Annotated in this window: 7 protein-coding genes; 5 read left to right on the top strand and 2 right to left on the bottom strand. The window is 69.6% G+C overall.

The features are described from left to right. Positions 1–418: 418 nt before the first annotated feature. From MXD59_RS15430 to MXD59_RS15420, 3 genes are all read left to right on the top strand, one after another. Entirely contained in the window at positions 419–1666 is a 1248-nt protein-coding gene (locus MXD59_RS15430) for an ABC transporter substrate-binding protein (RefSeq protein ID WP_248825431.1), read from the top strand. Positions 1667–2693: 1027 nt separating this feature from the next. Continuing rightward, complete coding sequence (locus MXD59_RS15425) at positions 2694–5969, top strand: branched-chain amino acid ABC transporter permease/ATP-binding protein (RefSeq protein WP_248825430.1); 3276 nt, start codon at positions 2694–2696, stop codon at positions 5967–5969. Beyond that, positions 5966–6703 (top strand): ATP-binding cassette domain-containing protein, encoded by a 738-nt coding sequence (locus MXD59_RS15420; RefSeq protein WP_248825429.1) that lies wholly within the window; start codon positions 5966–5968, stop codon positions 6701–6703. Before MXD59_RS15425 ends, MXD59_RS15420 begins: the two co-directional genes overlap by 4 nt. Before the next feature lie 85 nt (positions 6704–6788). Here the strand turns inward: MXD59_RS15420 and MXD59_RS15415 are convergent, their stop codons facing one another. Further along, complete coding sequence (locus MXD59_RS15415) at positions 6789–7919, bottom strand: NDMA-dependent alcohol dehydrogenase (protein WP_248825428.1); 1131 nt, start codon at positions 7917–7919, stop codon at positions 6789–6791. A 218-nt stretch (positions 7920–8137) separates the two neighbouring features. On the opposite strand from MXD59_RS15415, the gene MXD59_RS15410 reads away from it, so the two are divergent. After that, on the top strand, positions 8138–9028 hold the full coding sequence (locus tag MXD59_RS15410) for a TetR/AcrR family transcriptional regulator (RefSeq protein ID WP_248825427.1): 891 nt from the start codon (positions 8138–8140) through the stop codon (positions 9026–9028). Here the strand turns inward: MXD59_RS15410 and MXD59_RS15405 are convergent. Then, complete coding sequence (locus tag MXD59_RS15405; RefSeq protein ID WP_248825426.1) at positions 8950–10530, bottom strand: bifunctional 3-(3-hydroxy-phenyl)propionate/3-hydroxycinnamic acid hydroxylase; 1581 nt, start codon at positions 10528–10530, stop codon at positions 8950–8952. The two genes, MXD59_RS15410 and MXD59_RS15405, sit on opposite strands and share 79 nt — an antisense overlap. A gap of 886 nt (positions 10531–11416) precedes the next feature. Here MXD59_RS15405 and MXD59_RS15400 point away from each other — a divergent pair. Further along, the gene (locus MXD59_RS15400; RefSeq protein ID WP_248825425.1) at positions 11417–12727 is read left to right on the top strand and encodes an HNH endonuclease signature motif containing protein; all 1311 of its coding nucleotides are present in this window, start codon (positions 11417–11419) and stop codon (positions 12725–12727) included. Positions 12728–12742: the final 15 nt, after the last annotated feature.

Raw genomic sequence — 12742 nt, 5'->3', positions numbered from 1 at the left:
GGGGGTTGGGCCCCCCCCCCCGCCACACGTTTCCGGGGGCCGGGCGGGCAAATGCCGGGTCGGCGGGGCCCCCCGGCGTCTTAAATCCGGACATAAGCCATGTAAATGGGCAAACGTTATTATCGATTTCCGATCATCATGTTTATCGTCTGGGTGAAATTTGCCTCCGAATGTATGGCATGTCACACTTGACTTCCCCGGCGGGTGCCACCTGGGCCGGTGGGGCGTGCGCGGTCTGTCCGGAGCCCGGACCCCCTGGTGCCTATGCGGGCCTTCGTGCGTCGGCGATTGCGAAGCGACGGACAAGCGGACTGGGGATCAGATGCGGACATTCGGAAGTCGGCTCGGTACGTTCGGTCGTGGTAGTGCCCCACGGCGGGTCCACCCCGGGGGCTCAGGGCCCCGTCAGAGCGCGGTCGTGGCGGCGTTATCCGTCGGCGTGCTGTTAGCGGTGGCGGCCGGTTGCGGGAGCGGCGGCAGCGATGGTGGTGGCGCCGCCGCCTCGACCTCGGCGAGCGCCTCGAGCGGTGCGTCCCTGCTGGGGTCGGTGGCGAAGGCCTCGGGGGCTCCGGTGAAGATCGGCGTGATCTCGGACGGCAAGGGCGCCGCCAGCGACACGTCGGTCGAACTGCGGGTGGCCAGCGCGTCGGTCAAGTACTTCAACGAACACAAGTCCGGTATCGCGGGCCGGCCGATCCAGCTGTGGACATGTGTGACCGCGAACGAGGCCAGTAAGGGCACCGACTGCGCGAACCAGGCGATCGAGCAGAAGGTCGTGGCCGTGCTGGTCGGTGCCTCGTCGGTCTCCAACGCGGTGTGGACACCGCTGCACGCGGCGAAGATCCCCGTGCTGTACTTCTCGACGACCGATGCGGAGCAGCTCAAGGACTCCCAGTCGACCTTCTCCCTGGGCGACCCGGTCGGTTTCATCAGCAGTGGAATCCTTCCGTTGGCCCAGAAGGCCGGGACCAGGACCCTGACCGGGATCATCATCGATGTTCCACCGGCGCTGACCTCGTTCCAGGGCGAAAGCGCCGAGGTACTGCGCAAGGCCGGGATGACCTTGAAGCTCATCCCGATTCCTTTGGGCACCGCGGACATGACCCCGCAGCTGCAGGGCCTGTCGGGTTCCGCGCCGGGTGTGGTGGAGGTCGTCGGGAATGACGCGTTCTGCATCAGCGCGTTCAACGCTCTGCGCACGGCCGGTTTCACCGGTCCGATCTTCGCGGTCTCGCAGTGCATCTCGGACGCGACCCGCAAGGCGGTTCCGGGGGATGTCCTCAAGCGGATCACCGTGGTCGCCGTCTCGCCGGTGAACAATGACAACCCGTCGACCCGCCTCTACGAGGCCGTCGTGGATGCCTACGGTAGCGAGATCAAGACGGATGACTCGTCTGGGCTTAACATGTTCGCGCAGTTCAACGCGTTCCAGACCGCACTCGCCGACATCAGGGGTGACATCACGCCGGCCACGGTGACCGCGGCGTTCAAGTCGATGCCGGAGAAGGAGATTCCCGGCGCGGGTGGGCTGAAGTTCCGTTGCAACGGCAAGGCGTACCCGGCCACGCCGGCGGTCTGCGTCCGTGGCGGTCTGACCGCGCAGCTCGACAGCAAGGGCAACCCGGCCTCCTACCAGGTCGTCGGCTACACCCCGATCCCCTCCTGACCGAATCCCGCGACGCGCGACACGAGTAGCACGCGCGGTACGGGTGACACACGGTCGCATCGGCAGCGCACACAGCACGTGCGGCTCGGGCGGCGAGCGAGGCATCGGGCCGGGTCGGTTCTGGTCGACCGGCCCGGCCCGGGGAAGCCGATGGGCTCCGCTCCACGCGGATTCGGTGGAGCGGAGCCCAGTCGGGTAGCGATGCCGCTGCTCACCGCATTCACCAGTGCGGTGAGGCCGGGTTCCGTTACTCCCGCAGCGGAACCCGGTCTCCGGGGCGGCGCAATAGCGTACCGGGCGCGACGAGCCCGAGCCGGCTCGTTGGTAGAAGTTGCCCCCGGATGTATGCCGTGTCACTATTCACTGCCCAGACGGGGTGTCATCCGGCCCAACCGGGCGCGCGGTTCTGCCGCGATGGTCGGTGCGGCCTGGAGGTACCGCGGAGGGCAGTCCCGTAGGGCAGTGCGGAGTGACGGACAAGCAGACTAGGGATCATATGCGCACAGTTGGGAAGCAGGTCGGCACGTTCAGTTGCTGCGGTGCCTCGAGGTCGGCGCGACCTGGGCGGTTGGAACCGCGCGCAGGTGTGGTCGTGGAGGCATTATCTGCTTTACCCGCGGGTGTGCCGTCAGCGGTGACGCCGGTATCGGCGCATGGTTCGCAGGTTCAATGCTCTGTGTGCGGCAATCCTCACTCGCCGTACTTCCCGAACTTCTCGGTTTCGGCCGTCGTCCTGACCGGTCGGCCGCTTTCCAGGTCGTCGACCACAGCTCGAGACTCGCGTGAGTGGTTCACTGCTGAGTAGGACCATCCCGGGGCTGGTCCGGCCCGGGATACCCCCTGACCACCGACTGCTCACAGTTGACGATCTGCCAGTCGAGATTCGCCACTCGGCCTGCATTCAGGCGGCGGCCGCTGCGTCGATCGCCGGAAATGGACCGGCGAGACCCGCCGGAACGGGACAGCGTGTACCAGGCGCGGCCCGACCAAGGACCGATCCGACCAGCACACCATTCGGGAGTACGTGATGCACCATGTCGGCTCGTTGCTGCTCGGGCTTGGAAACGGGGGCGTGTACGCCGCCCTCGCGCTCGCGCTCGTACTGACCTACCGAAGTTCCGGAGTCATCAACTTCGCGACCGGCGCGGTCGCGATGTACGTCGCCTACTCCTACGCGTTCCTGCGTAACGGAGAACTGCTGGTCCTGATCCCAGGCCTGCCAACCTCGGTGGATCTCGGAACCGAGCTGGGATTCGTCCCGGCGCTGCTGGTGGCGTTGGTCATCGGGGCGTTGTTGGGCGCTCTCCTGTACCTGGTGGTGTTCCGGCCACTACGGGAGGCACCGCCACTCGCTCGTGCGGTGGCCTCACTCGGCGTTCTGGTCGTCATCCAGTCGGTGATGGCGATCCGGGTCGGAACCTCGCCGGTGAGCGTCGAGGCGATCTTCCCGACCGACCGCTGGCAGAGCGGTTCGCTGACAGTGCTCGCCGACCGCTTCTACCTGGCGGTCACGGTCGTCGTGCTGACCATCGTGCTGGCGGCGCTGTTCCGCTTCACCCGCTTCGGCCTGTTCACCCGGGCCGCCGCCGAGTCCCAGACCGGCGCCTACGTCAGCGGCATCTCGCCCGACCGGGTCTCGCTGTACAACTGGATGATCTCCGGGACGGTCGCGGGTGCGGCCGGCATCCTGATCGCCCCGCTGAGCCCGCTGTCGCCCTCCACCTACACCCTGTTCGTGGTGCCGGCGCTGGCCGCCGCGGTCGTCGGTGGCTTCCAGGGCCTCGTGTCCACGGTGCTCGCCGGTCTGGCCATCGGCATGGTGCAGTCGGAGGCACTCACCCTCTCCGCCGACCACTCCTGGCTGCCCGGCTCGGGTGCCTCGGCCCTGGTGCCACTGCTGGTCATCCTGATCGCGCTGCTGGTCACCGGACGGGGCATCCCGGTTCGTAGCGGCCTGGTGCGCCAGCCGCTGGGCCGCGCACCGCGTCCCCGCTCGCTGACACTGCCGACGGTCTCCGGTGCCGCGATCGGCGTGATCGCCCTGCTGCTCACCTCCGGCACCTGGCGGGCGGCGGTGATCGGCACGTTCATCGCCGCGATCCTCGGCCTGTCACTGGTGGTCGTCACCGGCTTCGCCGGCCAGGTCTCCCTCGCCCAGCTCGCGCTCGCCGGAGCCTCGGCGTTCAGCCTGTCCGGACTCACCCACAGCTGGCACATCCCGTTCCCGTTCGCACCGCTGCTCGCCGCACTGGTGGCCACCGTCCTCGGTGTCGTCATCGGTCTACCCGCACTGCGGCTACGCGGACTGACGTTGGGCATCGTCACCCTCGCTCTCGCCTACGCGATCGAGGCGGTCTGGTTCCGCAACTCCGACCTCGTCGGTAGCTCCGGCGCCAAGGTCTCCGACCCGTCGCTGTTCGGGTGGAACATCGGTATCGGCAGCGGCGAGGCGTTCCCGCGTCTTCCGTTCGGCATCCTGTGTCTGCTGGTCCTGGTCGCGGTCGCCTGGGGTGTCGCCAAGCTGCGGATGAGCTCGCTGGGCTCGGCGATGCTCGCCGTGCGCGCCAACGAGCGGTCGGCCGCCGGTATCGGCGTCAACGTCGTGCGGGTCAAGCTGATCGCCTTCGCGCTGGCCTCGTTCATCGCCGGTCTCGGCGGTGCGCTACTGGCCTACCGCAGCAGCGTCGTCACCTTCGACTCGTTCACCGCGATCGGTGGTCTGACCCTGCTCTCCACCGCCTACCTCGCCGGCGTCACGTCGGTGTACGGCGGCATCACCGCCGGCATCATGGCCGGCACCGGCATCGTCTACATCGCCATGGACCGGTGGATCGACTTCGGCGACTGGTTCTCGGTGATCTCCGGCTTCGGTGTCATCCTCGTGCTGCTGACCCAGCCCGAAGGTATCGCCAGCGGTGGGCATGACCTGGTCGCCCAGATCCGTAAGCGGCTCGGGGCACGCAAGGCCGCCACGGCGACCACCGAGGGCGCCAGCGCGAGCACCGCCGACAGTGCCGTTCCCGCCACCGTCGCTGCCTCCGCCGCGGCGGGGACCGCGACGGCGCAGACGTCCGCCACCGACGCCGCCGCACCGGCACCGGTGGCGGCCGAGCAGAACGCCGCGCTGCTCAGCGGCGCCGACCGGGTGCCTCTCGATGTCGAGGGCGTGACGGTTCGCTACGGCGGCGTCGTCGCCGTGTCGGACGTGTCGCTGCGCATCGCCCCCGGGCAGATCGTCGGTCTGATCGGACCGAACGGCGCCGGCAAGACCAGCGCCATCGACGCGATCACCGGATTCGCTCGGGCCAGTGGCACCGTCCGCCTTGGCGAGGAGCGTCTGGACACCCTCGCGACCCACGTCCGGGTCAAGCGGGGCCTCGCCCGTACCTTCCAGTCGATCGAGCTCTACGACGACCTGACCGTGTCGGAGAACGTCAGCGCCGCGCTGTCCGGGGTGCAGGCCGACCATCGCCATCGCACCCTGGCGGCGGCCCTCGACCTGGTCGGCATCGCGGACCGGGCCGACCGGGCGGCCGGCGAGCTCAGCCAGGGCGAACGGCAGCTGGTCTCGATCGCCCGTGCCATCGCCACCGGACCGCGGGTCCTGCTGCTTGACGAGCCGGCCGCGGGTCTGGACACCACCGAGTCCGCCTGGCTCGGTGAGAAGATCCGCTCGATCAGCCGCAGCGGTGTCGGCATCCTGCTGGTCGACCACGACGTCGCCCTTGTCCTGGACGTCTGTGACCACATCTACGTGCTCGACTTCGGCAAGGTGATCGCGTCCGGCAGTCCCGACGAGATCCGGGCCAACCGGGCGGTCGCGGACGCCTACCTCGGCAACGTCCACGATGGCGAGGTAACCGAGAGCGAGCCCGCCGAGGGTGGCGGCGCCACGGGCCCGGGCACCGAGACGCCCGCCCCCGCCCCCGCTGCTCCGGCTACCGCTGCTTCGGCCACCGCTCCTTCGGCTACCGCTCCTTCGGCTACCGCTGCTTCGGCTACCGCTGCTTCGGCTACCGCTGCTTCGGCCACCGTTGCTCCAGTTGCCGTTCCTTCGGCTACCGCTGCTCCGGTCGCTACCGCGGATGCTGTGGCGCCGGCGGCCGAGGGCGTCGCCGGCAGTGAGACCACGGTGGCCAAGGACGTCGTCGCTGGTGGGAAGGCTCCCGCTACCAGCACGCTCGACGGCAAGGCACCCAACAGCAGGCCCCACGAGGACGGGGCCGGCTCGAGCAGCAGCGTTGGTGGCGAGGACGCCGCCGACGGTACGGTCGACTCCGACGCGACGGTGGTGACGTCATGACATCCGCTCTGACCTGCGAAGCACTGACGGGCGGGCGGGGCTCGTCCGAGGTCTTCCGCGGCCTGGACCTCAGCGTCGCCCCGGGGAAGGTGCTGGCCCTGCTCGGGCCGAACGGGGCCGGCAAGACCACGCTGCTGCTCACCCTCGCGGGCCTGCTCCCGTCCCGCAGCGGCAAGATCTCGGTGGGTGGGACCCGGCTGCCCAGCGGCAAGCCGGGGGCGGCCAACCGGGCCGGTGTGGTTCTTGTGCCGGACAACCGGGCGTTGTTCACGCAGCTCAGCGTCGAGGACAACCTGCGCGCGGCGGCCCGTCGGCAGGGCCCGAAGCCACGGGCGATGCTCGAACTGTTCCCGGACCTGGAGAAGCGCTGGACCGTTCCCTCCGGTGCGCTTTCCGGTGGCGAGCAGCAGATGCTGGTGCTTGCCCGGGCCCTGATCCAGCAGCCGAAGGTGCTGCTCGTCGACGAGCTGAGCATGGGCCTCGCGCCCCTGATCGTCCAGGCGCTGTTCCGGACGGTGCGACAGGTCGCCGACGATCAGGGCTGCGCGGTCGTGCTCGTCGAGCAGCACGTCAACCTCGCGTTGCGGATGGCCGACGACGCGGCGGTGCTCAGCCGTGGTGCGCTGGTCCTGCAGGCGCCGGCGGCGGAACTCGCTGCCGAACCCGAGCGGGTCGAGGCCGCCTACTTCGGCGCTGGCCGCGAGGAGAAGGCGCCGGCCTCCGCCGCTGCCTGACCGGTGAGTTTCCACGGACGCCCCGTCCGCCAGCCGTGAACCCGCTGGTGGACGGGGCGTCCGTCGTGGTGCCCGACGCGTGGAACTACCGAGGTGCGTCCTCGAAGGTGATCGCCCCACGCAGGATCCGACCGGCCTCGAGGTCCGCGTAACCGTCGTTGACCTGATCGAGGGTGTACGTCCTGGTGATCAGTTCGTCGATCTTCAGGGTGCCGGCCTTGTAGAGGTCGAGCAGCCGAGGGATCGCCGTGCGCGGGCTCTGCGAGCCGTACAGACAGCCGCGGATCTGCTTGTTCGTCATCGCGAACGTGAACAGGTCGAGATCGGCCACCTTCTGACCGAACGGTGCCACCGACGTGATCACGCAGGTGCCGTCCTTGCCGGTCAGGCTGAGCGCGGGCTGGAGCAGGTCCGAGGTCATCACGGAGAACGCGCAGATCACCGAGTGGCACATGGCGCCCGCGGTCAGTTCGCGGATCGCGTTGGCGGCTTCCTCGATGGACGCGAACGCGTGCGTGGCCCCGAAACGCAGCGCCTGCTCGCGCTTGAACTCCACCGGGTCGACGGCGAAGATCAGCCGTGCGCCGGCGATCCGTGCGCCCTGCACGGCGCTGACCCCGATCCCGCCGAGGCCAAGGACGGCCACCGCGTCGCCGGGCTTGACCTCCGCCCGGTTGACCGCGGAACCGAATCCGGTCGCGACGCCGCAGGAGACCAGCGCGGCGACCGTCCACGGCACCTCCGGGTCGATCTTCACGATGGTCGATTCGGCGAGCAGTTGACGTTCGGAGAACGCGCCGATCTGGGTGTAGCGCGCCACGGCCTCGTCGCCCAACCGGTGCGCGATCCGCCCATCGGTGATCATCCCGACGTTGAACAGCTTGGCGCCGTCGTTGCACAGGAACGCCCGGCCCGAAAGGCAGTACGTACACCGCCCACAGGATGGGATGAACGACATGGCCACATGGTCACCGGGGCTGACAGAGGTGACGTCCGGCCCGACCTCGAGCACTTCACCGGCACCCTCATGCCCGCAGATCATCGGGAAATGCGGCATCGGCATCGCGCCCGAGCGCGCATGCTCGTCCGAATGGCACAGACCACAGGCTCTGACGTCGATCAGGACCTCGCCCGCGCGGGGATTGTCGATCTCGACCGTCTCGATCTTGAAATCCTGACCGGGGCCGAACAGCAGAGCTGCTCGTGTGCTGACCATGGGGTGCCGCCTTTCGCACGTCCGGCAGGCGATCACATCCGGACGATCGACCTTGAGTAGGGCGAGACAACCATGCCATAGTGTGTCGCCGTGAGACAGCCATGCCGACGGGAGCGATCTGCGCACCGAACGGCGGTGGGCCCACCGTGTCGCGGGCCGCTCGCGGTTACCGACCCCCGCCCTGCCGAGCGGCCGGGGCATCGGCCAATGCTGTCAGCATGACCCGACCCGGTGCGGACGCGGAACCGCCTGACGACCCGCCCTCGCGAGCCCACAACCACCCGGTCCCCCAGGGCCCGCATCCCGCGCGGGACCGACACCAGGCGCTGGATCGGCACGCTGCTGCGCAGGACCGACACGCTGCGCAGGACCGACACGCTGCGCAGGACCGACACGCTGCGCAGGACCGACACCGTGCGCGGAGCCCGCGGCGCGGTCAGGGCTGGTGGGGCAGCGAGAGCGCGCTGCTCGACGACGCCGAGGCCCGCCGACGTCTGGTGGCCGCGGCCGGGCGCTGCGTGATCCGGCGTGGCTCGAGCCGGATGCGGATCGAGGAGGTCGCCACGGAGGCCGGTGTCTCCCGCTCCACCGTCTACCGGTACTTCCGCAGCCGCGATGAGCTGCTTCTCGCCGTCCTGCTCGATCGGGTCGACACCGCCATGGACGTGGCGCTGGAATCCCTGCCGCATCCGGACGACGCACGCGTCACCCTGGTCGAGGTGTTCGTGCGGGGCACCAGCCTCATCGACGGGGATGCGCTGACCGAGGCGCTGTTCGCCGCCGGTGGTCGGGCCAGCGGCGACTCCCTGCCACTGGCCACGGAGCCGATCGTCGAGGCTGTCTACAAGCGTCTCGAGCCGCTGCTGCTGCGCTGGCAGGACAGCGGCCAGCTGAGCGCCGACCTCGACCTGTGGGAGGCCGTACGGTGGCTGATCGCCGCCGGCGGCGCCATGATGGCCCCGCCGTGGAGCAGCCGCAGCCTGCCCGACAAGCGTGTGTTCGCCGAGACATATCTGGTCCGCGCCCTGCTTCAGCCGGTCACGCCAACGCCTGACGCCGAGGTGAGTACGTCCTCGAGGCGTGACGACGGAAAGACACCGAGCAGGTAACGGTCCGGCCGGACCACTGCCACCTGGGGCTGTCTGGAACGCCCGCGCATCCGCAGCACCGTGCCGTCGAGATCCACGATGACCGGACCGGACCGCGCACGCTGATCGTCCCGGTCCGCCGACACGGCGTGGCCGATGGTCAGGGTCGTACCGCCGCGGCGGTCAACCCAGGCCCGGACCTGCGGCGTCAGCGCGACTCCAGCATCGTCGCCGAGCCCGAGCAGCACCCAGGACGACCCGAGTATGTCGTCAAGCCGGCAGACTCGGCCGTCCTCGGTCCGGATACACGGGTTGGGCAGCACCCGCCCGGCCCAGCGGCCCCCGTCGTGCGCCCGCCGCGGCCGCGCGGCCTTCGGGAGCCGGGTCCGTGGTCGTGCGGCGCCGGAGCGCAGGGCGTGGCCGAGCCCCGGAGCGTGGGCCGCTGTGCGCAACGCGGCCCGCAGCGCGGCCGCGCGGACCGGGCTCGTCGTCTGCACGATCCGACCGGCCCGGATGGCCCGGGTGGTGATCGCGGCCACCTGGGGACGGCGCTCCCGTTCGTAGTCGTCGAGTGAATCCGGATCCCGTAGTCCCGCGAGGACCTCGGTCAGCCGCCAGGCCAGCGCGGCCGCGTCCCGGATGCCCGAGGCGAGCCCCTGGCCGGCGAACGGCGGCATCGTGTGCGCCGCATCGCCGGCGAGCAGGACCCTGCCGACCCGCCAGCGGTTCGCCATGCGGGCGTGGAACGTGTAGACCGCCGCCCGTTCCACCGCGACCGTGCCCGGGTCGATCCAGGGTGTGAGCAAGCTCGTGACGGTCTCCGGCTCGGCCATCCGCTCGGGATTCTCGCCGGGGAACATCATCCACTCCCAGCGGTGCCCACCGGGCATCGGCATCGTCACCGCGGGCCTGCGTGGATCGAGAACGAAGGCGATGTCGTCGGGTACCGGCAGCGGCTCGGCCGAGCGCGCGTCCACGACGAGCCACGGCTGGGCGAAGGTCCTGCCCACGAAGTCCACGCCGATCAGCGCCCGCACTGTGCTCGTCGCCCCGTCGCAGCCGATCACCCAGCGAGCCTGCACGACGGTGTCGTCCTCCAGGCCGACCGTCACCGCGTCGGCCCCGTCGTCGATCGAGCGCACGCCCACGCCGAGCCGGACCTCAACCGAGGGCAGCGTGGCGATCCCGGCCCGCAGCGCGGCCTCGACGGACGGCTGGTGCAGGAACACACCGACCGGAACGCCGAGTTCGGCCTGCCCCTGCCCGGCGGCGAGCAGCAGGCGGCGGTCCGGCCCGAGAAAGGTCGCCCGGGTCGACGCGCGGGTATCGGTGAGCATCTCGGCCATCCCGGGGAGCCGGACGAGCAGACGCAGCACCTCCTCGTCCAGGCCGGCGGCGCGGGGACGTGGGTAGGTGGTAGCCGCCCTGTCCACCGCGAGCACCGACACGCCCCGCTGCCCGAGAAAGGCCGTCAGCACCGCTCCCACCGGACCGAAGCCAACAACCAGGACATCCTTGATCATCGACTCCCCCTTCTTCTACGAAGAGTAGAACTTCCGTGGGGTGCTGTCAGGACCTTTCGGATGTGGGTCGCGATCGCCGGTGCCGGCGGTGGCGGTGGCGGTCCATCGGCTCGGCGGCTGGGCCGATGGACCGATGGGCGAAGTCGCTGCCTGCTCGGGGTCCAGCTCGACTGTGCGGGCTGTGGCGGTCGAGCCGACGCTTTCGTCTGGAGCCCGCGCGTTGGCGCGGTGCTTTGTGGTGTGAACCGTGTGGACTGGTCGCGCCCTGGTGCGTGTGGCGGTTGGTGTGGCCTGTCTCGACCGGGTTCTTCGCCGTCGTGTGCATGCGCGAATGTGTACTGGCTGGACTGGGTGCGGTGATGTACTGCCTGATGTTCGCTTCGAGTGCGCTCTCGGTCCATCACGCAGCCTGTCGGGTTCTGGTGAGTGCCGGCAGCGGCTGGTGGCTGGTGGTCGTGTTGTCGAGTGTCGATTTCGGGCGTGGCTGTTTCCTTGAGGATCTGGCTGGTCTTCGCGGGGCTGCTCGGGGTGGCGGGCTTGGTGTTGTGGTTGTGCGAAGTGGTGATGGCGCATCCGCTCCGCAGATTTTCCTGACGGGTCTTGTCGGGCGTTTCCGGCGATCGTAAGATTAGAACATGCGTTCGATAAAATGATGATCGTGGACGTGCCGGTTTCTTTTCCCGGCCGGTCGGTGGACGTGTTCTGCCGGCGGGCAGTGAATGTCGCCTGGAGGTGTGTCGTGGCTGGTGTTCTCAGGTGCGTGGAAGTGGCGGCGTCGCGGGTGCGGGTGGGGGGTGAGGGGTCGGATGGTACGGCTGATCTGTTGGCGTCGGCGGAGATCGATGGGAGCCGTATCGGGGAGTGGGGGCCTGGTCGTTGTCTGGAGATGGATCGTGAGATCGCGGGGGTGATCGCGCGGTGGGAGGCGGTGCGGTTGCTGGTGCGGGCGCAGTTCGCGCGGGGCCGGCCGGTGGAGGTCGCGGGTTCGTCGGCGTCGCGGGGGCGGGGTGGGCCGGTGGGTGGCGCGGGGGAGGGCGCGGATGGGTCGCCGCGGATGTTCGCGGCGTTCGCGGGTGATGAGCTGTCGTTGGTGGCAAATGTGGCGGCGACGCAGGGGTGTCGGGAGCTGGCGTTCGCGGAGCGGTGTGTGCGTCGGTTGCCGGAGGCGGTGGTGGCCCTGGCGCAGGGTGTGTTGGATGTGGGTCGGGTGGCGGCATTGGATCGGTTTACGGTGAATCTGGCGGATGGTCACGCCAGGGAGGTCCTCGGGCCGGTGCTGGGCAACGGGGGTGGCCGTCGTACGCACAGGGCGTTCGGTGCGGCGGTGAGCCGGCGGGTCGCGAAGGTCGATCCGGACGGGGCGGATCGGCGGCGGCGTAAGGCGGAGAAGAAGCGGGGCGTGGCGTTGCATCCGGAGGCCGATGGGATGGGCCGTCTGTCGGCGTTGTTGCCGGCGGAGCAGGCGCTGGCGGCGTTCACACGGATCGATGAGCTCGCGAAGCAGGCCGACGACCAAGTCGACGATCAGGGGAACGCCCAGGCGGGTGGCCAGGGGAACGGCCGGACGGATGGCCGGCGGGGTGATCAGACGGACGGTCGGGGGGATGCTGAAGGGCGGGAGAAGCGGAGTCTCGCTCAGCGTCGGGCGGATGTGCTGTTCGACCTGCTGATGGGGCGTGACCGGGGCCGGGTCAACGTCGAGATGCAGGTGATCGTTCCGTTCGAGACGTTGATGGGTCTGGCGCAGCATCCGGGCGAGGTGCCGGGTTACGGTCCGATTCCCGCGGAGATCGTGCGTGAGATGACTGCCGACGCGGGGTGCACGTGGCGGCGGGTGCTGACGGCCCCGAAGCGGGGGCAGGTCCTGGATGTGGGTGATCGCCGGTTTCCGTCGGCTCCGCTGGCCCGGTATGTCCGGGCTCGGAACACGACGTGTGTCTTCCCGACGTGTGACCTTCCCGCCACATCCTGCGATCTGGATCACACGCGGGGGTCGGCGCGGGGCGGCCGGACCGAGCCGGGGAATCTGGGGCCGCAGTGCCGGGCGCATCACCGTCTGAAGCATCAGGCGGATCGGATGCCTGCCGGTGCGGGGAAGAGATGGGATCTCCGCCAGCCGGAGCCCGGGCATTTCGTGTGGACGACCCCCGAGGAGCAGGTGTATCACGTGTACCCGGAGACGTACGCCGATTTTTAACCGGGAGAACGAGCC

It is taken from the genome of Frankia umida (assembly GCF_023242945.1).
Lineage (GTDB): Bacteria > Actinomycetota > Actinomycetes > Frankiales > Frankiaceae > Frankia > Frankia umida.
The sequence above is the reverse complement of the archived record's forward strand: the minus strand, read 5'-3'. Positions and strand labels throughout refer to the sequence as shown.